The organism is Lachnoclostridium sp. MSJ-17, from assembly GCF_018918205.1.
Taxonomy (GTDB): domain Bacteria; phylum Bacillota; class Clostridia; order Oscillospirales; family Acutalibacteraceae; genus Ruminococcoides.
Window position 1 is genome coordinate 17,963 of record NZ_JAHLQB010000014.1, and the last position, 22,206, is coordinate 40,168.

General features: G+C 52.4%; 27 protein-coding genes. 7 read left to right on the forward strand and 20 right to left on the reverse strand.

Annotated features, from left to right (window positions below; genetic code table 11):
- Nucleotides 1-38: 38 nt before the first annotated feature.
- Nucleotides 39-947 (reverse strand): LysR family transcriptional regulator, encoded by a 909-nt coding sequence (locus KQI64_RS00780; protein ID WP_216522872.1) that lies wholly within the window; start codon nt 945-947, stop codon nt 39-41.
- A gap of 207 nt (nt 948-1,154) precedes the next feature.
- Here KQI64_RS00780 and fabF point away from each other — a divergent pair, with 207 nt between their 5' ends.
- The 4 genes from fabF to trxA are packed head-to-tail and all read left to right on the forward strand — an operon-like array spanning nt 1,155 to nt 4,825.
- Nucleotides 1,155-2,381, forward strand: a complete 1,227-nt coding sequence (gene fabF / locus KQI64_RS00785; RefSeq protein ID WP_216522873.1) for a beta-ketoacyl-ACP synthase II — start codon at nt 1,155-1,157, stop codon at nt 2,379-2,381.
- A gap of 37 nt (nt 2,382-2,418) precedes the next feature.
- Nucleotides 2,419-4,080 carry a class I adenylate-forming enzyme family protein gene (locus KQI64_RS00790; protein WP_216522874.1) on the forward strand — a complete coding sequence of 554 codons (1,662 nt, stop codon included), beginning with the start codon at nt 2,419-2,421 and terminating at the stop codon, nt 4,078-4,080.
- 9 nt (nt 4,081-4,089) lie between these two features.
- Nucleotides 4,090-4,503 carry an acyl-CoA thioesterase gene (locus KQI64_RS00795; protein WP_216522875.1) on the forward strand — a complete coding sequence of 138 codons (414 nt, stop codon included), beginning with the start codon at nt 4,090-4,092 and terminating at the stop codon, nt 4,501-4,503.
- 13 nt (nt 4,504-4,516) lie between these two features.
- Entirely contained in the window at nt 4,517-4,825 is a 309-nt protein-coding gene (trxA, locus tag KQI64_RS00800; protein ID WP_216522876.1) for a thioredoxin, read from the forward strand.
- Nucleotides 4,826-4,857: 32 nt separating this feature from the next.
- Here trxA and KQI64_RS00805 read toward each other — a convergent pair whose 3' ends face one another.
- Complete coding sequence (locus KQI64_RS00805) at nt 4,858-5,253, reverse strand: CBS domain-containing protein (RefSeq protein WP_216522877.1); 396 nt, start codon at nt 5,251-5,253, stop codon at nt 4,858-4,860.
- 2 nt (nt 5,254-5,255) lie between these two features.
- The gene (locus KQI64_RS00810; protein WP_216522878.1) at nt 5,256-5,708 is read right to left on the reverse strand and encodes a hypothetical protein; all 453 of its coding nucleotides are present in this window, start codon (nt 5,706-5,708) and stop codon (nt 5,256-5,258) included.
- A 164-nt stretch (nt 5,709-5,872) separates the two neighbouring features.
- On the opposite strand from KQI64_RS00810, the gene KQI64_RS00815 reads away from it, so the two are divergent.
- Nucleotides 5,873-7,036: a lysylphosphatidylglycerol synthase transmembrane domain-containing protein gene (locus KQI64_RS00815; protein ID WP_216522879.1), complete on the forward strand. Its 1,164-nt coding sequence runs from the start codon at nt 5,873-5,875 to the stop codon at nt 7,034-7,036.
- Nucleotides 7,029-8,168 (forward strand): DUF2974 domain-containing protein, encoded by a 1,140-nt coding sequence (locus KQI64_RS00820; protein ID WP_216522880.1) that lies wholly within the window; start codon nt 7,029-7,031, stop codon nt 8,166-8,168. The genes KQI64_RS00815 and KQI64_RS00820 overlap by 8 nt, the downstream gene beginning before the upstream one ends.
- A 39-nt stretch (nt 8,169-8,207) precedes the next feature.
- On the opposite strand, the gene KQI64_RS00825 is transcribed toward KQI64_RS00820, so the two are convergent.
- Nucleotides 8,208-8,966, reverse strand: coding sequence for an exodeoxyribonuclease III (locus KQI64_RS00825; RefSeq protein WP_216522881.1), 759 nt, complete (start codon nt 8,964-8,966; stop codon nt 8,208-8,210).
- An 86-nt stretch (nt 8,967-9,052) separates the two neighbouring features.
- Here KQI64_RS00825 and sigK point away from each other — a divergent pair, with 86 nt between their 5' ends.
- Complete coding sequence (gene sigK, locus KQI64_RS00830) at nt 9,053-9,751, forward strand: RNA polymerase sporulation sigma factor SigK (protein ID WP_330622905.1); 699 nt, start codon at nt 9,053-9,055, stop codon at nt 9,749-9,751.
- Nucleotides 9,752-9,766: 15 nt separating this feature from the next.
- Here sigK and KQI64_RS00835 read toward each other — a convergent pair whose 3' ends face one another.
- The 16 genes from KQI64_RS00835 to KQI64_RS00910 form a co-directional block, all read right to left on the reverse strand.
- Nucleotides 9,767-10,354, reverse strand: a complete 588-nt coding sequence (locus tag KQI64_RS00835) for a toprim domain-containing protein (RefSeq protein ID WP_216522882.1) — start codon at nt 10,352-10,354, stop codon at nt 9,767-9,769.
- Nucleotides 10,351-11,388 carry a DNA polymerase III subunit delta gene (holA, locus tag KQI64_RS00840; RefSeq protein WP_216522883.1) on the reverse strand — a complete coding sequence of 346 codons (1,038 nt, stop codon included), beginning with the start codon at nt 11,386-11,388 and terminating at the stop codon, nt 10,351-10,353. The genes KQI64_RS00835 and holA overlap by 4 nt, the downstream gene beginning before the upstream one ends.
- Nucleotides 11,389-11,451: 63 nt before the next feature.
- A complete protein-coding gene (locus KQI64_RS00845) occupies nt 11,452-11,991 on the reverse strand; it encodes a phosphoribosyltransferase family protein (protein WP_216522884.1) in 540 nt (179 codons plus the stop codon).
- 12 nt (nt 11,992-12,003) lie between these two features.
- Nucleotides 12,004-12,345: a histidine triad nucleotide-binding protein gene (locus tag KQI64_RS00850; protein ID WP_216522885.1), complete on the reverse strand. Its 342-nt coding sequence runs from the start codon at nt 12,343-12,345 to the stop codon at nt 12,004-12,006.
- A gap of 131 nt (nt 12,346-12,476) precedes the next feature.
- Nucleotides 12,477-13,205, reverse strand: a complete 729-nt coding sequence (plsY, locus tag KQI64_RS00855; RefSeq protein ID WP_216522886.1) for a glycerol-3-phosphate 1-O-acyltransferase PlsY — start codon at nt 13,203-13,205, stop codon at nt 12,477-12,479.
- A complete protein-coding gene (der, locus tag KQI64_RS00860; RefSeq protein WP_216522887.1) occupies nt 13,205-14,527 on the reverse strand; it encodes a ribosome biogenesis GTPase Der in 1,323 nt (440 codons plus the stop codon). Before der ends, plsY begins: the two co-directional genes overlap by 1 nt.
- Nucleotides 14,528-14,604: 77 nt before the next feature.
- Complete coding sequence (gene rpmF / locus KQI64_RS00865; RefSeq protein ID WP_216522888.1) at nt 14,605-14,790, reverse strand: 50S ribosomal protein L32; 186 nt, start codon at nt 14,788-14,790, stop codon at nt 14,605-14,607.
- Nucleotides 14,791-14,810: 20 nt separating this feature from the next.
- The gene (locus KQI64_RS00870) at nt 14,811-15,311 is read right to left on the reverse strand and encodes a YceD family protein (RefSeq protein WP_216522889.1); all 501 of its coding nucleotides are present in this window, start codon (nt 15,309-15,311) and stop codon (nt 14,811-14,813) included.
- Between the two features lie 222 nt (nt 15,312-15,533).
- Nucleotides 15,534-15,950, reverse strand: coding sequence for a hypothetical protein (locus KQI64_RS00875; RefSeq protein ID WP_216522890.1), 417 nt, complete (start codon nt 15,948-15,950; stop codon nt 15,534-15,536).
- Nucleotides 15,951-15,994: 44 nt separating this feature from the next.
- Nucleotides 15,995-17,332 carry a glucose-6-phosphate isomerase gene (locus KQI64_RS00880; RefSeq protein WP_216522891.1) on the reverse strand — a complete coding sequence of 446 codons (1,338 nt, stop codon included), beginning with the start codon at nt 17,330-17,332 and terminating at the stop codon, nt 15,995-15,997.
- Nucleotides 17,333-17,411: 79 nt separating this feature from the next.
- Complete coding sequence (locus KQI64_RS00885; protein ID WP_216522892.1) at nt 17,412-18,548, reverse strand: D-alanyl-D-alanine carboxypeptidase family protein; 1,137 nt, start codon at nt 18,546-18,548, stop codon at nt 17,412-17,414.
- A 45-nt stretch (nt 18,549-18,593) separates the two neighbouring features.
- A complete protein-coding gene (locus KQI64_RS00890) occupies nt 18,594-19,115 on the reverse strand; it encodes a zinc-ribbon domain-containing protein (RefSeq protein WP_216522893.1) in 522 nt (173 codons plus the stop codon).
- A gap of 16 nt (nt 19,116-19,131) precedes the next feature.
- The gene (ispF, locus tag KQI64_RS00895) at nt 19,132-19,602 is read right to left on the reverse strand and encodes a 2-C-methyl-D-erythritol 2,4-cyclodiphosphate synthase (protein WP_216522894.1); all 471 of its coding nucleotides are present in this window, start codon (nt 19,600-19,602) and stop codon (nt 19,132-19,134) included.
- Between the two features lie 16 nt (nt 19,603-19,618).
- Nucleotides 19,619-20,314: a 2-C-methyl-D-erythritol 4-phosphate cytidylyltransferase gene (gene ispD / locus KQI64_RS00900; protein WP_216522895.1), complete on the reverse strand. Its 696-nt coding sequence runs from the start codon at nt 20,312-20,314 to the stop codon at nt 19,619-19,621.
- A 27-nt stretch (nt 20,315-20,341) separates the two neighbouring features.
- Nucleotides 20,342-21,613 (reverse strand): O-acetylhomoserine aminocarboxypropyltransferase/cysteine synthase family protein, encoded by a 1,272-nt coding sequence (locus tag KQI64_RS00905; protein ID WP_216522896.1) that lies wholly within the window; start codon nt 21,611-21,613, stop codon nt 20,342-20,344.
- A 29-nt stretch (nt 21,614-21,642) separates the two neighbouring features.
- A complete protein-coding gene (locus KQI64_RS00910; protein WP_216522897.1) occupies nt 21,643-22,155 on the reverse strand; it encodes a hypothetical protein in 513 nt (170 codons plus the stop codon).
- Nucleotides 22,156-22,206: the final 51 nt, after the last annotated feature.

Sequence of the window (22,206 nt, forward strand, 5' to 3'; positions counted from 1 at the left end):
CCGCCCTCCGTCGGCGCGGAGAACAGCATTTTAAATAATTACAAGTCATATATATCGTCCTCACCCTCGGCATACTTGCGGACGGTATCGATAAACAGCCGCGCTACCGGGTTTGATATATCTCTTGCCCATGCCATGACGTAAGCTACGGCGGTGTCGGCGTCCTCGACCGAGTAGACCGAGGTCTGCGCTGATGAAGCAAATTCCGAGAGCGACTTCGGCAGCACCGACAAACCCATTCCGGCGGAGACCGCCATATACAATGAAGCGAGGTCGTCGTATGAGCTGTCGGTTCGGGGCGAGAGGTGGAAGGTTCGCAGCAGATCCATTACCTCCATAAACAATATCGGCGCGGAGGATTCCGAGAGCAGCACAAGCCTCTCGTCGGCTAGCTCGGACAGGCTTATACTTTTTCCTCTGAACCGGTTCTTGTGAGGAGCGACAATCACAAGCGGCTCGCGGTGGGTGATCACGGTTTCGATTCCAGAGCTCTCTGGCACCATGTCGCGCGGCATGAAGCAGAAATCATAGCCGCCGCCCGTAATCGCCTGTGCCCTGTCGGACGCGTCTAGCCTGCACAGCTCTATGCTTATACCCGGGTAGCGCTTGCCGAAGTCAGACAGGCATTTCGACGGAAAGCTCATTGATGTGACGTCGCAGCCGATAGTGATTTTGCCCTTGCCGCCGTCGTGCATCTCCTTTATGACCGTGCGCGCCTTGTTGAAGGTGCTGACCATTTCTATCGCGTAAGGAAGAAGCGTTTTTCCTTCGTTAGTGATAAATACCTCGCGGCGTGTGCGCGAGAAAAGCTGTACGCCCAGCTCCTTTTCCAGATCGCTGACGTGGCGGCTCACCGTTGACTGTGAGACATAATTGCGCCTTGCCGCCTCGGAAAAATTGAGCGTCTGTGCGACTGAAATAAAATATACAAGCTGATTGATATCCATAAAAACCTTCCTATGATTCTATTATGCAGTTTCCGCATAACATTATTCGAAAAATAATTATTTTGCATTGTCGGGACGGTTGTGCAAACAGAAAATGTCTGCTATAATCTTAATATAGCATAACGGCATGCAAAAAGTAAATAGCTATTTTTTGACAACGGGACCGAATTCACCCCGTTGTCCGGTTTGTAAGGAGTTATGATTGATATGAAAAAAATTGTGATCACAGGCATGGGCGCCGTAACACCCGTGGGTATCGGCGTCGACGAGTATTGGAAGAATATCACCGAGGGCAAGTCGGGTATTGACACAATCAAGACCTTCGACCCCTCCGAGCTGGCGGTACAGATCGCGGGCGAGGTCAAGAACTTCAACCCGTCCGATTATCTCGCCAAGGATTTGATCAGAAAAACCGACCCCTTTATGCAGTACGCTTACGTCGCCGCCGAGGAAGCGATCAAGCAGAGCGGCATAGAGATTGAGCCTGAGAGAACAGGCATCATTATGGGCACCGCCATGAGCGGCGTAGCGACCACCGCCTTCACGCAGGACGCGCTTTCCGGCGCCTCACACAAGAAGGTAGGTCCCCGCTTTATCCCGAAGATCCTCGGCAACATCGCCGCGGCTAATATCGCGATCGATTACAACATTCAGGGACCGAGCTTCACAGTGAGCACCGCCTGCTCGTCGGGCGGCGACGCTATCAACACCGCATGTATGTGCATGCAGGCAGGCAAGGCTGACGTTATGCTCGCAGTCGGAGCCGAGAGCGTGCTCTGCCCCCTCGTTATCTACTCCCTCGCGAACGCCAAGGCGCTCTCACGCAGAAATGACGACCCAAAGACCGCGAGCAGACCGTTTGACGTTACCCGCGACGGCTTTGTTATCGGCGAAGGCGGCGGCGCTCTCGTTCTCGAAACAGAGGAACACGCCCTCGCGAGAGGAGCCAAAATTTACGGCGAGATCAAGGGCTGCGGCAACACCTGCGACGCTCACCACGTAACCGCACCTCACCCCGAGGGCAGAGGAGCCATCGCGTGCATGAAGCAGGCTCTCGCCGACGCGGAAATCGACGCTTCCGAAATCGGCTACGTCAACGCTCACGGCACCGCCACAAACAAGGGCGACACCGTTGAGACAGGCGCTATAAAGAGCGTTTTCGGCGACAAGCTCCCCTATGTCAGCTCCACCAAGGGCGCGACAGGTCACATGATGGGTGCCGGCGGCATTACAGAGACCATCGCCTGCGTCAAGGCGATTGAGACGGGCGTTATTCCGCCCACTATAAACTTGAACGAAATCGACCCCGAATGCGAGGGAATCGACTTCGTTCCCAACACCGCAAAGAAAGCCGATATCCGTTACGCGATGTCCAACGCCTTCGGCTTCGGCGGTCAGAATTCAAGTATTATTGTCGGAAAATACGAGGGATAAACAGCCCCATTCTCCGGCGAAAACTATGGAGGTAATTATGGCTTATACATACGATATTTCGATGTTCCGGGAAACCTTTGAGAGCGAGTTCACATGGCTCAACGGCTTTATGCGCAACGTTCGCCGCTTCGGTTACCGTACCGCGGCAATCGACCCCGCAGGCAAGAGAGAGTGGAATTACGAGCAGCTCAACATTGAAGCGAACCGCTTCGCGAACGCTCTGAAAAATGACGGCGTTAATAAAAGCGACGTGATTTTCATGCAGCTTTTCAACTCGCCCGAATTTCTATTCACATACATCGCGTCCCAGAAAATCGGCGCGATAAGCAACCCCGCGAACTTCAACTTCTCACCCGGCGAGACTGCCGAAATCATCAGCCACAACAAGCCGAAGGTTTACCTCTATGACGCGGAAATCGCGCAGACAGCCGTCAGAGCGCTCAAGCTGAGCAAGCACAAGCCCGAGGTCGTCATTGCGGTTAATAATTCTGTAAAAGAATTTACCGTTCCCGAGGGTCACATTCTTTACGAGGACTATGTAAAGGACAGCCCTGAAACCGATCCGCCCGTTGACTTTGCTCCGCATATTTACGACGAGATCGTGCGCCTGCAGACCTCAGGCACCACAGGCACTCCCAAGGGCGTGCCGCTCAACAACATCAACGAGGTGCTTTCCGCTCACGACGTTATCATGCACTTTCCGCTCAACCCCACGGATATCACGATGAATATGACTCCGTGGTTCCACCGCGGCGGTCTGCATTCCGGTGGCCCCACGCCTACCCTTTACGCAGGCGCGGCTGTCGTGATCATGCGTACCTTCAACCCCAAGGTCACGCTGCGCTATATCGAAAACTACAAAATCACCTTCATTACCGGCGTACCGTCTGTTCTTACGCTGCTCGCGACAAAGCAGGAGAAGCATCCCAAGGATATCTCCTCGCTAAAGGGCATCATCACCATGGGCAGCCCGCTCGAGAAGGAAGCCTGCATCCGCTTCCAGAACGTTCTCTCGCACAACCTCTTTAACGGCTACGGCACGACCGAAACCTTCTGGAACACCTTCCTCAGACCCTTCGATTTGCCTGAGATGTCCGGCACAGCCGGCCGCTCCTGCACCGACGACGAGGTTCGCGTCGTTAAGGTTTACGAGGACAGAAAGGCTGAGCCCGACGACCTTGCCGCGACAGACAACGTTGAGGAAGGCGAGGTCATCATCAAGTGTCCCGCAAAGACAACCTACTGCTATGTTGACAACGAGCAGGCTACAAAGGAAAAGTTCTACAAGGGCTGGATGTACACAGGCGATATCGGCACATGGGACGAGAAGCAGTACATCAGCATAGCGGGCAGAAAGGACGATATGATAATCTCAAAGGGCGAGAACATCTACCCCGCGAGAATCGAGGAGGTCATCAACCTAAACCCGAAGGTTAGCGAGTGCATCGTAACCGGCGTTCCCGACAGCACCCGCGGCGAGAGTCTTGCGGCTTACGTTATCAAATCGGACGACAGCCTGACCGTCGCCGAGCTGCTCGAGTTCTGCTCACAGTCTCCGAACCTCTCAAAGTATCAGGTTCCGCGCTACTACCGCTTTGTCACCGAGCTTCCGCACACCGCGACAGGCAAAAAGCAGCACTATCTGATCAAGAAGCAGGCGCGTGAGGATCTCAAAAACGGTCTCCTGCTCAGAAAGTAAGGCGCCGGCATGAGTTTTATTTATACAAGAAAAGCGAACTACTACGAAACCGACATGATGGGCATCGTCCACCACTCCAACCATATCCGCTACTTTGAGGAAGCGAGGATCGCGTTTATGCACAGCATAGGCTGCGACGTGATGCAGATGGAGCGCGACGGGATCATCATTCCGAATGTGGACGCCTACGCGCGCTACTATATTCCCGTGCGGTTCAGCGAGGAAATAGACATCGAAATCCGTCTGAGCTACTTCAACGGAACCAAGATGGAGTACACCTACACCGCTAAAAACAAAAACGGCGAAACCGCCGCTGAAGGACATACCATGCACTGCTTTGTCCGCGGCAATTTCAAGCCGATGTCACTGCGCCGCGCATACCCGGAGTACTACAGGAAGCTGTCGGAGGCAGTTGAAAAATAACAGGAGTTTTGAAATGGAAAAATTGTATGAGGAGGATTTTGAGGAACGAGTTCTCAGCGCGGAGCACCCTGTCGTAGTTGATTTCTACGCCGACTGGTGCGGTCCGTGCCACATGCTCTCGCCGATTCTTGAAGAACTCGAGAGCAAGAACGACGACTTTGAATTCTTCAAGGTAAACGTGGATGAGTGTCACGACCTCGCGGTGAAATACAATGTATTTTCTATACCGACGGTTGTGATTTTCAAGGGCGGCAGAGCGGTTGTCCAGTCAATCGGTCTCAAGTCCGAGGAAGAAATGCAAAAGATACTAAACGGTATATAACAGAAAAAAATCGGCTTTCAGGAGCCGATTTTTTATTTATTAATAAAATATTTGATTATGTCCTGTCTGGTGACAATTCCGATGAAGGTGCCCCAGTCGTCAACCACGGGCACAAAGTTTTGGTTCTCAGCGCGCTCAAAGAGCGTATCCATGCTGACGTCTACCCTCACGGCGGGATTAAAGTCGGGACGGATAATATCGCGGATAAAGTGCTTGCCTTCTGTGAGAACCGAGTGTTCACGCCTGTCGAGAATATAGTAGAGAAAATCGCCCTCGCTGACTGTTCCGACGTATTTCCCGCTCTCGGAGATCACCGGGATCGCGGTGTAGCTGTGCGCGCGCATCTTCTCCATACCCTGTCGCAGGGTGTTGTCGTCGTAGATGTATTTTACGGTTTCCTTTGGCTTGAGAAGCATTAAGACATTCATGATTACCTCTTTTTGAAAAACTGAGAAAACAGATAGAGCTCTCCGATGAGATATACGATCCCGGCTGTCATAAGCAGGGTCTTGACCTGGACTATGCCGCTGAAAATCACTGTTACCGCCGTTACTATTACGATCGCGAGAGCGAGTCCCTTGCTGCCCGTTTTGAAAAACAGCAGCCACAGCAGAACATACACAACAAGCAGCGAGCCTGCGGTAATAAGCCAGAACCGCTCCATAAGCGCCTTCGGCTCGGGAAAGCCGCGCTCGAGCACGCCTATGTTGAACGCCAGCAGGAACGCGCTGAAAAATCTGCCCGTGCGTGCGATATAAACCATTGCGCGGTTTGAGTAGTCCGCCGTACTTACCTTATGCGTGCGGGCATAGACAATATGCGGAGCGACAAGAACCGCCGCAAAAAGCAGTCCCCAAAGATTGACCACATCAAAAAAGCTCATTGAGTTCACCTAACCTTAGCCCTATTGTATCATACATTATAAAATAATACAAGTATATGATACGATTGTATAGAAAATTTCCAAATGGTTACAAGATTGTTGTTGCAATTCGGAGCTAAAAATTGTAATATTATTAGTATACAAAGCATTTAGGAGAGATTGTCTTGTCCGACATTCCCAAGAAAAAGAAACGCTTCAAAATCAGCGGCACACTGATTTTCAACGTCGCGGTCGTCGTCATTTCGATCTGGCTGATAATCAACTTCGTCTGCACCGAGAACGGTCTGATAGATTTGCTCAAGCGTCCAGACAGCTTCAAGTGGGGCTGGGTGATCGTGGGGCTTGTTGTTTTTGACTGCAACATGATTATTGACGGCATTGTCACACAGATTTATCTGCGCGCGGAGTATCCGCAGTTCCGCTTTCTCGATTCTCTTAAAACCGCGTTTATCGGCGTGTTCTTCGGCGCCGTGACGCCCTCAAACACAGGCGGTCAGCCCATGCAGCTGTACTTCCTCTCGCAGAAAAACATCCGCATAGGCTACGGCTCGGCGTGTCTGACGCAGAAATTCATCGTCTATCAGCTCGTCACGACCTCGTTCAGCATATTCGCGGTCATCGTGCGGTTCGGATACTTCCAGACCGCCTTCACCAACTTCTGGTCGTCCGCGTTCATCATAGTCGGCTTTGTCGTGCAGCTCGCGGTCACGGCGATGTTCCTTATCGTCTGCTTCGCCGAGAGCTTCACAAAGAAAATCATCCGGCTTGTCTATAAAATCATGAAGGCGCTGCCCTTTGTCAAGGATCCGCTGAAAAAGGTGCGCAGCCTGACCCGCGAATTCAAGATGTTCCACACCGCGAACCGCATGCTGATGAGAAACAAAAAACGCCTGCTGATCATATTCCTGCTGGTGTTCATTCAAATCATCTGCATTATGTCGGTGCCGTATTTCATCTATATCGCCTTCGATATGCCGAATATCGCCGTTGAACACCACATGCCCGTCGCTAGCCTGTTTGACTTTTTGTGTATTCAGAGCTTTGTGCTCTTTACGTCAAACCTCGTGCCGCTTCCCGGCGCGTCCGGCGGCGCAGAGCTCGCGTTTTCAATGTACTTCGGCGCGTATTTTGTGCTCGGCGGCGTGAACAAGATAAAGCCCGCTATTCTTTTATGGCGCTTCATCACCTACTACGGCGCTATGCTGCTTACAGCTCCCTTCTCGTACTACACAAAGGGAAAGAAAAAGACCTCCGAAATCAACAAATCAGTGCTCAGCGATATCGCCGCCGAAGCGGAAGCGGCGAGTATAGAGGACGACGATGTATAATATTTTTGACTATCTCGAATGGCGCGGCGACCTGACATTTGAACAGACAGGAATCTGCGACGCTGACGCGGTTATCCTCTCGCGCCTTTCGTATCTGCCGTTTGACGGCGCTGTCAGCGAAAAGTTTGATACCTTCACCACGGTCAGTCAGGCGGCTGACCGTGTATTTTCAGGCGGCAATCCCGCCTTTCTCTGGGACGGAGACGACAGGCTGCTCAGCGCTCTCGCAGAGAGCGGGCGTTACCGAGACCTCAAACTCTGCGGCTACGTTAATGATGTGGACGACGAGCGGCAGATGCAGTTTTCGGCGATGGTGATCGAAATCGGCAACGGTCTGCGCTTCATATCCTTCCGCGGCACCGACAACACGCTCGTCGGCTGGCAGGAGGACTTCAATATGTTCTTCACCTTCCCTGTCGAATCTCAGATCGAGGCTCAGAGGTATTTTGAGCGGGTAACGGAACGCTTTGACGGAAAATTCTGTCTGGGCGGTCACTCAAAGGGCGGCAATCTTGCGGTATACGTCTCGGCGTTTTCATCTCAGGCGGTTCAGGACAGAATAACGGCGATTTACAGCATGGACGGTCCCGGGTTTGAGCTTGAACACCTTGAAGGCAGCGGCTTTGACAGGATCGCGGGCAAAATCCGCACCTACGTTCCGCAGTCGTCGATTTTCGGAATGCTCTTTGAGCACGAGGAAAGCTACACCGTAATCAAGAGCAATCAGAAGGGATTTTTACAGCACGACGTGTACTCGTGGGAAATAAAGCGCGACAGCCTTGTCGAGCTCAGCCGAAGAAACGGAACCAGCGCGTTTTTTGACCACACTCTGACTCAGTTCGCCGCGAAAATGACGCCTCAGGAACGCCGCGGCTTCACCGAAGCTATATTCAATATTATGAAAAGCACAGAGGAATATACCTTTGACGACATGGCGGACAAGCTGGTTAAGGATATTCCGATCATGCTGAAAACCTTCACGAAGCTCGACTCAGAGACGCGCTCGATGATCGGCGCAAGACTGCTGAGCTTTCTGAAAACCGCGGGCGGAAATATCACCGACATCAATCCGCTGACAAAGGAAAACCGTCAAATCCGCAGAGAACAAAGGACAGATAAAAGCAAGAAATAACTCAGGGACAGCACACACGCTGTCCCTTTTAGTTTTTTATTATAAATCAATTACGAGTTCAACCGGGCAATGGTCGGAGCCGAATATCTCGGTGTGGATATCAGCGCTGACGAGCTTGTCGTTGAGAGATTCAGATGTAATAAAATAATCTATGCGCCAGCCCGCGTTCTTCTCGCGAGCCTTGAAGCGGTACGACCACCACGAGTAAATTCCTTCCTTGTCGGGGTTGAAATAGCGGTATGTATCCGTAAAACCGCTGCCCAGAAGCACGGTCATCTTTTCGCGCTCCTCGTCGGTAAAGCCGGCGTTTTTGCGGTTTGTCTTTGGATTTTTGAGGTCGATTTCCTTATGCGCGACGTTGAGGTCGCCGCAGAGAATCACGGGCTTTGTCTTTTCGAGCTCCTTTAAATATGCGAGAAAAGCGTCCTCCCACTCCATGCGGTAGTCAAGGCGGCGAAGCTCGTTCTGAGAATTCGGAGTGTAGCAGGTAACGGCGAAAAAGTCCGCGAATTCGGCGGTAATCACCCTGCCCTCATGGTCGTGCTCCTCGATTCCGATGCCGTAACGAACCGAAAGCGGCTCCTCCTTTGTGAACATTGCCGTGCCCGAATAGCCCTTCTTTTCGGCATAGTTCCAGTAACAGTGATAGCCCTCGGGCGCGAAATCGATCTGACCCTCCTGCAGCTTTGTTTCCTGCAGACAGAAAATATCCGCGTCAATCTCCTTAAAATAGTCCTCAAAGCCCTTTGTCACACAGGCGCGAAGTCCGTTTACGTTCCATGAAATCAGTTTTTTCATAACCTTATCCTCCCTGTCTGCTATAAGTATACCGCAAATCAGAATTTTTCGCAAGCTGTCCGAATACTTTTTATTGAGGTGGTTATGTGTTTGATATTATCGCGATGCTCGGTCAGTACGTATGCTTTTTTATTTTACATGTCTGCGGCGGCGGCTCGTTTCCCAAACCGCTCAGTGAAAAACAGGAACGCGAATACCTTCAAAAAATGCACGGCGGCGACATCAACGCGCGCAACAAGCTCGTTGAACACAATCTGCGGCTTGTTGCGCACATTATAAAAAAATACTACGGCGTTCAGACGGAGCAGGACGATTTGGTGTCAATCGGCACGATAGGGCTGATAAAGGCGATAGACACCTTCAAGCCCGATAAAAACATACGCCTGAGCTCATACGCGAGCAGATGTATTGAGAACGAGATACTGATGCACTTCCGCAGCGCGAAAAAGACCGCACAGGACATATCGCTCAACGAGACTATCGACACCGACAAGGACGGTAATCCGCTGACGCTGATGGATATTATGGCGGTCGACGACAACATTCTCGACGAGCTTGACAAAAAGCTCAACAGCCGCAAGCTCGGGCAGTTTATCCGCGAGGAGCTTACCGGGCGTGAACGGCAGATCATAATCATGCGCTACGGACTCGGCGGCAGGGAACCTATGACTCAGAAAAAGGTCGCCGCGGTGATGAATATCTCGCGCTCATACGTCAGCAGAATCGAGACAAAGGCGCTCAAAAAGCTGAAAAAGCGATACGACACCAGCTCGAATCTAAAATAATAAGGGCAGCCGTGGCTACCCTATACTTTTAACCAGTTCATTTAATTCTTCAAAAGAATATAAACAATTCAGTGCGGTGAGCATCGCGTTGGTCGAAAGATATGACGGCATACCGAGATTTTTCAGCAGAGCCTGACGCAGCTTGGCAGAGTTTTCCGCTCCCGTCAGTCCGAGAGAGTACAAATCAGCCTTGGTGATCTCACGGTGGGCATTTCGTTCCTCGCCGATTATTACGGCGCCGCTTTTGCGTATGGCGTCGATAATCACCTCGTCGCTCACACCTTCTACTCCGAGCAAGCCTTCCTTGCCGGGCTGAGCCTTGCGCTTCTCCTTGCCCGCGAGCTGAGGAATATAGCAGTGCTTCACCTGTTCCTTTGGCACGGCTCCGTTCAAAAAATTGCGTATCACAAATCCGGCGCCGTCGCTGTCGGTAAAAATGAGGATTCCACGGACAGCGGCAATCCTGCGGATAAGGCTGAGCTTTTCGGAATCCTTGAACACTCGGAAGCCGTTGGTTTCGATGATCGGAGAGTCGATGATGCCGCTGAGCTTGATTTTATCGTACCGTCCCTCTACGATCACCGCTTCCCTGAGCGAGATCATCGTCTTCCCTCCCTCGCGGTCAGCAAAAGCTGCGCGATCAGCTGCTCGAGATACATCCTTTCGTTAAGACGGACGGACTTGAGCTTCAGATCCGCGTCCATAAGCAGATCGAGACTCTTTCTCAGCGCTTCCGTGCTGACGCGGTTCGTGGAACGCTTGACCCGGTCAAGGACAAAGGTGCGTTTGCCGTAGCCGAAATCCTTGGCGAGCTCGCTGTTCATCACGGCGCATTCCGAAGCGACACGCGCCCGGTAGGCGTCGATGTATGCGTTTGAGAGCGTGTAGAGCATCGCGATAGGCTCCTCCTTCTGATAAAACAGGAGGTCAAGTACGCGGAACGCCTTATCTCCGTTGCCCGCGAGAACAGCGTCGGAAAGGTCGAAGATTCGGCTCTCGAGATTGACGGTCGCGAGCTTGCTGATATCCTCAAGGCTGACTTCTTCGCCGCTTGAGTAGGAGCAAATCTTGTCGACCTCGTTTTTCAGGCGCGTCAGGTCGTCGCCGCAGAGCGAAACGAGCTTGTTTGCCGCCGCGCGTGAGATCAGCTTGCCGTTCGCGTTTGCCCATTTTGCGATGAATTTTTCGAGCGTGATCGCGTTCGGCTTCTTGAATTCGCAAACAGCGCCCTTTTTGCCGGCAGCCTTTACGATAGCGGAGAGAGTCTTGTCCTTTGGAGTGTTCGACGGCATGGAAATCACGAGAATCGTGCCCTCGACCGGCTTTGTGCAGATTTCGAGGAAGGTATCCAGCTCCGTCTTTGTCATCATGTCAAAAAACGCGTCGCTGACAAGGACGAGGTTGTACTCGCTCATAAACGGCGTGACATATGTAGCCGCCGCGAGCTCGGTGAGATTGACCTCTCCGGAAAATCGGTGGAAATTGAAATCCGACGGAGCCTTTCCCGCGATAGATTTGACGAGCTTTTCGGTGTAGCTGCGCACATACATCTGCTCCGCTCCGTAAATCAGGTACACGGGCGAAAAATCGCGCGATTTGATTTGCTTCTTCAAGTCCGCTTCGGTGATATTCGGCATACGCTCACTCCTTTCTCCGTCAAAAATCAAGGGTTTGGAAGAACCAAACCCCAGTTTGTTATATCAGTCCTTAAAAAACAGCGGAAGCGGCTCGAGGAAGATGATATCGTCTCTGTTCTTCGCGTCGCCCTCGGCAAGCACGCACGCCTTGCCGACGACCTCAACGTCGCAGGCTTCCATAAGCTGTTCGAGCGCCGCAAGACTCTCGCCGGTGGAAATAACATCGTCGACGATGAGCACACGCTTTCCTCTGAGGAAGTTCACGTCGTCCTCGCCGAGATAAAGCGTCTGGGCGTTCTCGGTGGTGATAGAGTTTACGGTAACATGGGTGCAGTTGCGCATATAAACCTTGATGCTCTTGCGCGCGATAACGTATTCACGGCAGCCCTGACGAGCCATTTCGTAACAGAGCGGAATGCCCTTTGCCTCGGCGGAAACAACAACATCGTGCCCGGGACAGATTTTGAGCAGCTCCGCGGCAGCCTTCTCTGTCACCTCGACGTCGCCGAACATGATAAAAGCCGCGATATCGAGCTTCTCGTTTACGGGAAACATATTGAGCTCGCGTTCAACTCCCGCTATCGTCATCTTGTACTTATCCATATCATCCACCCCTTACGCCATTTCGCCGTTGAGCTGCTTGCCGCCGAGAATGTGGAAATGCAGGTGCTTAACGGTCTGGCAGCCGTCGTCGCCGCAGTTGTTAACAATGCGGTAGCCGTTTGTAAGTCCGAGCGACTTTGTGATTTCGGGAATCTTTGTGAAGATATGCGCCACAACGTCAACATTCTCCGCGGTGATCGCGTCGGCACAGCAGATATGCTCCTTAGGTACAACGAGCACATGCACAGGCGCCTGCGGATTTACGTCGTGGAACGCGAGGATCTTGTCGTCCTCGTATGCTTTTTTTGACGGAATCGAACCGTCGATTATTTTACAGAAAATGCAGTCGTTCATTTTGTTCGCCCCTATTGTAATTATTTATAAAAGTGTTTAACACATCACTGATTATTTTACTACTATTTGAGCGAAAAATCAAGAGAAAAAATGATCGGCAGCCGGTTTAAGCCGACCGCCGATCACTGAAATCACTTTTTGGCTTTGATTTTCTTTTCCTCGCCGCGGATAAGTCTGCCGATATTGTCCTTGTGCTTGATCGTGACAAAGATGCCGATGATCAGCGCGGCGACAGTGGAAATCACCACGTAGGCGATGCTCGGCAAATTGTCGCCGTAGACAAGCCTGTCGAGCACGAATGTGGCGATAAATGTATAGGGTCCGTAGAGAACCGCTCCGGCGATGCTGCCGAGCGATATTATCTTCGAAATCAAAAACAGAATCAGGAACGTACCGAGAACCATCAGGAAAACGCGCCAATCCTCAGTCAGCATAAGTGCCGCCGCCGAAACGACGCCCTTGCCGCCCTTGAAGTGGAAGTACAACGGAAATGAGTGTCCGAGAATACAGAATATTCCCGCGAGGTACTTGCCGACGTTTATTACCTGCGGCGAAACAGAGCTGTCGCCCGCGATAAGTGTAAACAGAAGTCCGCCGAGAAGCACTGCGATAACGCATTTGAGCGCGTCGCAGACGATCGTGATGATCGCGGGAACCTTGCCGACCGATCGCAGCACGTTCGTAAAGCCCGCGTTGCCGCTGCCCATATCGCGGATATCCTTCTTGCCCTTAGTCCAGATTTTTGTAACGATGACTGCGGGGTTGACGCTGCCGATAAGATACGCGATAACTGCGGTGAGCAGCCACACCCACCAGTACGCGCCGAAGGTTGATTGGATAACTTCTATGACAGGATCCATTACTTGTCGCCCCTTTCACGGATAATCATGCGGACAGGCGTTCCCTCAAGCCCGAACGCCTCGCGTATGCGGTTTTCGAGATAACGCTGATATGAAAAGTGGAAAAGCTCCGCGTTATTGCAGAAGAACACGAATGTCGGCGGCTTTACGCTCGTCTGGGTCATGTAGTAGATCTTGAGCCGCTTGCCCTTGTCGGACGGCGGCTGAACGCGCGTAGTAGCCTGAGCGAGCAGCTCGTTGAGCATACCCGTGCGGATCCTGAGACTCGCGTTTTCGTTCGCCGCGACGATAGCCTCGAACAGCCTGTCAATGCGCTGTCCTGTCTTTGCAGAGATAAACACCTGCGGAGCGTAGGACATGAAAGCAAAATCGGCGTCGAGCTTCTTCTGGAACTCGGACATGGTCTTGTCGTTCTTCTCGACCGCGTCCCACTTGTTGACTGCGAGAATACACGCCTTGCCCGCCTCGTGAGCGAGTCCGGCAACCTTGGTGTCCTGCTCGGTGATTCCCTCCGTAGCGTCAATCATTATAACGCAGACGTCGCTGCGCTCAATAGCCATCTTCGCGCGGAGAATGCTGTATTTCTCGATGTCGTCGTAAATGCGGCTCTGTCTGCGCAGACCCGCCGTGTCGGTGAAATTGAACCTGCCGTAGCTGTTCTCGATCAGCGTGTCGATAGAGTCGCGGGTAGTGCCTGCGATATCGGACACGATGCACCTCTCGGACGAGGTGATTTTGTTGATAAGCGAGGACTTGCCCGCGTTCGGCTTGCCGATTACCGCGACGTTTACCGCGTCCTCGCCTTCCTCCTCTTCATCGGAGAAGGTCAGGTGCTCATACACCGCGTCGAGCAGATCGCCGGTGCCGTGGCCGTGAACCGCGGAAACCTGAACGGGATCGCCCAGACCAAGGTTGTAGAACTCGTAGAACGACATATCAGGCTCGCCGACGGTGTCGCATTTATTGACGCAGAGAACTACAGGCTTGCCCGACTTCTGAAGCATCTGGGCGACATCGGCGTCGGTGGCGACCATGCCGCTCTTGCAGTCGGTAACAAGGATGATCGCGTTCGCCGTGTCGATAGCGAGCTCAGCCTGACGGCGCATCTGCTCTAAGATAACGTCGTCACTCTTGGGCTCGATGCCTCCGGTGTCGATTACCATGGCAGTCTTGCCGCACCATTCGACCTCGCCGTAGATGCGGTCGCGGGTAACTCCGGGGGTATCGTCAACAATTGAGACGCGCTGTCCGATGAGTTTATTGAAAAGCGTTGATTTTCCGACATTCGGTCTGCCCACGATTGCAATCACAGGCTTGTTCATGTTTATCAACTCCTACGTATAAGACAAAAGGGCGAGCAGAAGTATTGCTCCTGCCGCCCGTCGTTTTCAATAAAGGATTATGCTTCCTTCTTAACGATAACCTGTCTGCCGTTGTACATACCGCAGTTGCCGCAAGCTCTGTGCGCAGCCATCAGCTCGCCGCAGTTAGGGCAAGTTGTGAGTGTGGGCGCGTTGAGCTTCCATACTGTTGAACGTCTTGAGCTCTTTCTTGCGTGTGATGTTTTTCTTGTAGGTACTGCCATTTCAAAGACCTCCTTGTATATTATTCATCTTCCATAAACTGTTTGAGGATCTCAAGCCTCGGATCGACCTGCGTTTTGCTGCAGCCGCAGTCGCCGTCGTTGAGGTTCTTGCCGCACTCCGGACACAAGCCTTTGCAATCATCCTTACAGAGAAATTTCTGAGGATAGTTTAGGATAATGTCCGAGATAACGACCTCGTCAAGCTCGAGGGTGAAATCCGGAGTTTCAATATAATCGTCGTTGCGCTCGTCAACAAGCTCGCGCACCAGCGGGTGTGAGAAGCTTACCTCTGCAACGTCCTCAACGGGAGTGCCGCAGCGGTCGCAGGGACGGCAGAAGCCGTACTTGCAGCTGAGAGTCAGGGTAACAAGACTCGCCCGGTTCGTTGCCTCAGCATTGACCGAAACGGGAGAAGTGAATGGAAAAATCCCGTCGATGTCGAGTTTTGTAATATCAAGCTCGTAGGAACATTTCTTTGTTTCACCGTCGCTTAAAAAGACGGATTTCAGTTCAAAAAGCATTGACACACCCCAAACCGCATAAACGCATATTAAAACGCTGTCTTATATTATACAAAATGATTGGGGCTTTGTCAACCGAAAAAAACGAGATTTTTCAATTTTTACCGCTTTTTCGGCGCATAGCACAGAGGTATTTTCTGTATTGGAATAATGCTGTGCTATTGCGAGAAAAAACGCTCCCGGAATGCCCCGGGAGCGTATGATTCATTCAATTTTCGGTAATCAGACAGCCTCGCAAACCGCGTTGATCGACTCGGGAATGTCCGCGCTGTCAGCGGAGATAAGGAGCGTGATGTTGGTGGAAGTGGTCTCGGAGAGCTCCTGCAGCTTCTTTGTGAAGGACTCAAGACCCGCAATAGCCTCGGGAGCGATCTTGAAGGTGGAGTCAACGAGAATATCGGTCACGTCGTAGTTGCCCGCGCAGATGCCGCTGAGGAAGCCGTAAAGCATATCGTAGCCGTAGATTGTGTACTGCTCGGTGTCAATAAGTCTTGCCTTGTGGGTAACGTCGTAGGTGAGCTTGGAGCCCTTTTCAATTACAACAACGTTGCCTGAGGAAGCCGCTACCGCCTCGTTAGCGAGCGCGATGAGCTTCTTTGTTTTTCCTGTGCCTTTTTTACCGATTAATAATTTAACCATTGTAAAAACCTCCTGTATTTTAAAACTGTTTTCTTACGTATCGATCAGCCGAGTCTTGCCTCGAGCTCAGCCTTTAATTCTGTGTAACCGGGCTTGCCGAGAAGAGCGAACATGTTCTTCTTGTAGCTCTCAACGCCGGGCTGGTTGAAGGGATTGACTCCGAGCATAGCGCCGGAAATAGCGCATGCCTTCTCGAAGAAGTAGATGAGATAACCGAGCTCGGTCTCGTTCATCTCGGGAACGTTGAGCACGATGTTTGGAACGCCGCCGTCGTTGTGCGCGAGAACGGTGCCCTCAAACGCCTTGCGGTTAACAAAGCCCATGGTCTTGCCGCTGAGGAAGTTGAGTCCGTCAACGTTTGTCGGGTCGGTGCCGAGAGTGATCTCCTGCTTGCACTTGTCGAAGAGAACGACTGTCTCAAACATGGTGCGTCTGCCGTCCTGAATGTACTGACCGAGGGAGTGAAGGTCGGTTGAGAAAACAACGCTGGAGGGATAGATGCCCTTGTTGTCCTTGCCCTCGCTCTCGCCGTAAAGCTGCTTGAACCACTCAGCCATCATCGTGTAGGCGGGCTCGTAGGCAACCATGATCTCCATAGTCTTGCCCTTGCGGTAAAGCAGATTGCGGATAGCGGCGTACTTGTAGCAGTCGTTGGTGAACAGGTCGTCGTTGTCGAGCTCCTTCTGAGCGGTCTGAGCGCCCTGCATAAGAGCGTCGATATCAGCGCCGGAAACAGCGATAGGAAGCAGACCTACAGCGGTGAGAACAGAGAAACGTCCGCCTACATCGTCGGGTACAACAAATGTCTCGTAGCCTTCCTTGTCGGCGAGCTCCTTGAGGGTTCCTCTCGCCTTGTCGGTGGTGCAGTAGATGCGCTCTCGCGCGCCATCCTTGCCGTACTTCTTCTCGAGCATCTCGCGGAAAACGCGGAAAGCGATAGCGGGCTCGGTGGTAGTGCCGGACTTTGAAATCATATTTACAGAAACATCCTTGCCCTCGCAAAGCTCCATGAGCTCAGCAAGCGCCGAGGAGCTGATGGAATTGCCCGTGAAGAAAATCTGCGGGGTGTCCTTGCAGGTGAGGTTGTAGTTCTGTGAGGTGAGGAATTCGATCGCCGCGCGTGCGCCGAGATAGGAACCGCCGATGCCGATAACAACAAACACGTCGGTATCCTTCTTGATCTTTTCAGCCGCCGCTTTGATGCGCGCAAACTCCTCTTTGTCATAATCTGTGGGAAGGTTCAGCCAGCCGATAAAGTCGTTGCCGAGGCAGGTGCCGTCGTGCAGAGCCTTGTGTGCCGCCTTGACTTCACCCGCGATACCCTCATACTCATGATCTCTGATAAATCCATTTAAATACTTGTCAGTTAATTTAGTAGCCATAGTACAAACTCCTCCAAATACCTTTATTCATTTATTATACAATAAAAGCGGGTATTTTGCAAGGCGTTTTCACCAAAATTTATAATGCAGTTATAGAATTAAAAAGATAAGCAAAAATCCTGCCAAACGAGGTCTTGTCAACAGCATTTTCCGCGATTATCTCATAGGTCTGAGTTTCATCGCCGAGGGTATAGGTGATTTTTCCGACGACCTCTCCCTCCTCGACGGGCGCTTCGGCGGCTTCGGGCAGAGATACCTCGCACTCCGCCTCGTCCGCGCTCGCCTTTTCGGTGACTATGCTGCCGCGGATATCGCAGGAAATACCGACTGAACTATCCATGCCGCCGTTTACGGAAAGCGTAAGCGGCAAATCATCCGGCGGCGTTAATTCTTTTACCGAATAATTAGCAAAACCGTGGTCAAGAAGCGCGGCTGAGTCGGCAAAGCGCTGCTTGCCCGTATCGCAGCCGAGTACAACGGAGAGCAAAGTCATTCCGTCGCGTACGGCGCTTGCCGCCATGCAGCAGCCTGCGTCGTCGGTTGTGCCGGTTTTCAGTCCCGTAATGCCCTTGTAGGTCTTGAGCAGCTTGTTTGTGTTGACGATCTGAGTCTCGCCGTTTCTGAGATAATCGAGCCAGATCGACGTGTAGTCATAGATTTTCTCGTGCTTCATCAGCTCTCTCGACATCAGCGCCACGTCGTAAGCAGAGGTCAGGTGACCTTCCTCGTCAAGACCGTTGCAGTTTTTGAAGGTCGTATCGTCCATGCCAAGCTCCTTGGCGCGGGCGTTCATCTGCTCAACAAACGCGTCCTCGCTGCCGCTGATGTGCTCAGCGAGAGCTACAGCCGCGTCGTTTGCCGAAGCGACGACCGTTGCCTTTATCATATCGTCGGCGCTCATGCTCTCGCCCTCCTCGAGCCAAATGTCGCTTCCGCCCATTGAAGCGGCGTGCGCCGAGGCGGTAATAGTGTCGTCAAGGCTCAGTCTGCCGCTGTCCATCGCCTCAAAAACGAGCAGCAGCGTCATGACCTTTGTAATCGACGCGCAGGGTCTTTGCTCATGTGCATTTTTCTCAAAAAGAATTTTGCCTGTGCCCGCTTCCATTAATATTGCCGACGGTGCGGAAATGCTCTCTTCGTCAAGCGCGAATGCGGGCATGGCCGACGTTATCAAAATCGAACAGGCGAGCAATATTGAAATAAACACTTTTTTCATATGTAAAACACCTCGCCCTATCCTATGAGCGAGGTGTGTTTTTTATTACTTAAGGAATGTTAGTTTTCTTACGAGCAGCGGCTCTATCGACTTATTGCGGCAGACGTTGATGAAGCAGATGATTTCAACAACGCCGAGGAATGCGAGCAATCCGCAGCCCGCGATCAGACCGATGCAGGTCCAGCTGAGAACCGCCGCAGCGACTCCCACGAGGATTTCGGTAATGAGGATCATCAGCATCTGCTTGATGTGGAAGCGCAGATAAGCGGAATTGTCGGAGCTCTTAGCGAGCAGCGCGATGATTATGCCGATAAAGCTGAGGGCGTAAATCGCGAGGGCGAAGATTTTGTTGTCGTGAACCTCTTCCTCGCTGAATTCGTCAGTGTGGTCATACGGGCTTACAGCCGGCGCCGCCGGTGCGGCAGGCGGAGTCTGCTGCTGTACGGGCTGCTGATAAGGCTGAATATTCTGCTCCGGCTGAGGCGCGGCGTTCAGGGGCGTGCCGCAGTTAGTGCAGAATGCCGCGTCGTCGGCAAGGCTCGCGTGGCACTGTGGACATGTTTTCATATTATTATCTCCTTTATCATTTATCAATAAGGCAGACAGAGTGTGCGGAAATGCCCTCGAGTCTGCCTGTAAAGCCGAGCTTTTCCTCGGTGGTCGCCTTGACGCTCACCTGAGAAATGTCGATTTTGCACGCTTCGGCGATATTTTGGCGCATGGTATCTATGTAACCGCGCAGCTTAGGTTTCTGGGCAATCACGGTGGAATCGATATTGACTATATGGTAGCCGTTTTTCTCAAGCACACGCACTACCTCGGCGAGCAGCAAAAGACTGTCTGCTCCCAAAAATCGGTCGTCCGTGTCGGGAAAAAACTTGCCGATATCGCCTAAAGCGGCGGCTCCCAGAAGCGCGTCGGAAATCGCGTGGAGAAGCACGTCGGCGTCGGAATGTCCGAGCAGTCCGTACTCAAACGGTATCTCAACTCCTCCAAGAATGAGCCGGCGGTTTTCGGCAAAGCGGTGAACGTCGTAGCCGTGTCCTATTCGCATAACTGTCTCCTCCGCCCTATTCGGCTCTGTCCCTGAGAATGCTCTCAGCGATAATCACATCGACCGGAGTCGTGAGCTTGATATTCTCCTTGCTGCCCTCGACAACCTCTACCTCGCCGCCCATGTGCTCAATGAGCGCGCAGTCGTCTGTGAAGTCGACAAGATTTTTTCCCGCGTTCTCAAGCGCAAAGGAATATAACTCCTTCTCAAAAACCTGCGGAGTCTGAACCGCTCTGAGCTGTGAACGCACAGGAGTGCTCTCAATAACGTTGCAGTCGTTGACAAGCTTTATCGTGTCGGTGACGGCTGTGCCGAGCGTAGCGGCTCCCGTTTCGAACGCCGCCTCTGTGACGCGCTCGATCTCCTCAACGGTAATAAGGGGACGCGCACCGTCGTGAATTGCGTAGTAATCTGCGTTTTCATCAGCCGACGAAATGCCGTTGCGCACGCTGTCAGCCCTGCTGGCTCCGCCTGGAACAAGGCGAGTTACCTTAGAAAAGCCGTTTTCATCGGCAATCTGACGGATGCGCTCCATATCCTGCTCGCGGCAGACGACAATGACCTCGCGGATCAGGTCACATTTCTGAAACGCCTGCAGTGTGTATTCGATCGCGGGTCTGCCGAGCAAGGGAAGAAACTGCTTGCTGTCGGCGATTCCCATTCTGACAGAACCGCCCGCTGCAACGATAATCGCGGAAACAAAGTTTTTCATAGCGTACCCCTCTGTTAAATCGAAGATTTAAATCTGCTCAAGCGCCTGCTTCAAATCCGCGATAAGGTCGTCGGCGTTCTCAAGTCCGACGGAAAGGCGGATAAGATCGGGAGCGATGCCCGCCTCAAGCAACTGCTGGTCTGAGAGCTGACGGTGGGTGTGGCTCGCGGGGTGAAGCAGACAGGTTCTCGCGTCGGCAACGTGAGTCGCGATCGTCGCAAGCTTGAGGCTGTCCATAAACCTGATAGCCTTGTCTCTGCCGCCCTTAACAGCAAACGCCATTACGCCGCAGGAGCCGTTGGGCAGGTACTTTTCGGCGAGCGCCTTGTACTTGTCGTCCTCGAGGTCGGGATAATGAATCCACGCGACCTTATCCTGCTGACTGAGGAATTCGGCGACCTTCTTTGCGTTCTCGCAATGTCTGTTCATGCGGACGTGAAGGCTCTCGAGACCGTTGTTGAGATAGAACGCGTTCTGCGGCGACTGGATCGAACCGAGATCGCGCATAAGCTGAGAGGTAGCCTTTGTGATATAGCCGAGCTTACCGAATTTCTCGGCGTAGACAAGACCGTGATAGCTCTCGTCGGGAGTGGTGAGTCCGGGGTATTTATCGGCATGAGCCATCCAGTCGAAGTTGCCGCTGTCGATGATAGCGCCGCCTACGCTGATTGCATGGCCGTCCATGTATTTTGTGGTGGAGTGGGTCACGATATCCGCGCCGAACTCGATCGGGCGGCAGTTTGCGGGAGTCGCAAAGGTGTTGTCGACGATGAGCGGAACTCCGTGCGAGTGCGCAAGACGCGCGAATTTCTCGATGTCGAGAACGGTGACAGTCGGGTTTGTGATAGTCTCGCCGAACAGCGCCCTAGTGTTGGGACGGAACGCCTTGGCGAGCTCCTCCTCAGGCAGATCCTGATCGACAAAGGTCACGTCGATACCCATCTTCTTCATCGTTACGCCGAGAAGGTTGTAGGTACCGCCGTAAATCGCCGAGGAAGCGACGATGTGGCTGCCTGTCTCGCAAATATTGAAAAGAGCGAAGAAGTTCGCTGCCTGTCCGCTCGATGTGAGCATCGCAGCGACGCCGCCCTCAAGAGCCGCGAGCTTCGCGGCTACCATGTCGTTTGTGGGGTTCTGCAGTCTGGTGTAGAAATAACCGCTCGCTTCAAGGTCAAAGAGCTTTCCCATGTCGTCGCTCGAGGCGTACTTCCATGTGGTGCTCTGGTAAATCGGAAGCTGGCGGGGTTCGCCGTTCTTGGGTTCATATCCCGCGTGCAGGAATTTTGTTTCAATATTCATATGTATGACTCCTTTATGATTAATATGCGTTACTTAAAAAATCCTGTCAGAAATCCCGTGAGGAAATCTGTGCCCCAGATAACAAGGCAAAAGAGGATAATTATCAGGATCGCCGAGAGAATCTTGACCGTCGTGCGCTTTACAGGGCTCATCTCAACCTGCTCCTCGCTCCCGGCGGTGTTCTCGACGTCCTGCATATCTACCGTTATTTCTTCGCCCTCGGGCTTTATCGCGCCTATGCCGACGCAGATATCGTACGCCTTATCGTAGGCTGAGTACGGCACGAGGATATCCTTATCGTTGATATCCGAGCCTGTGACCGCGTCCGCTGAGAGATTGTTTTTTCTCGCGGCGAGGCTGCTGGGAATATCTCCGCTTTCGAGCGCGGACTGTACCCGCTGAGCTTCAAAGCCCGACGCGGAGAGCAAAAACACAGGCGTGTTCTCGTCCTCGATCGGATACAGCTTCTGCGGCTTGCGGCACTCGGTGCAGATATCAAACTTGTCCTCGTGTATATGCTTGCACTTTTTACAATATTTCATCGTTTTACTGCCTTTCAAAAATATATACAATATCATTTTATCACAAAACAG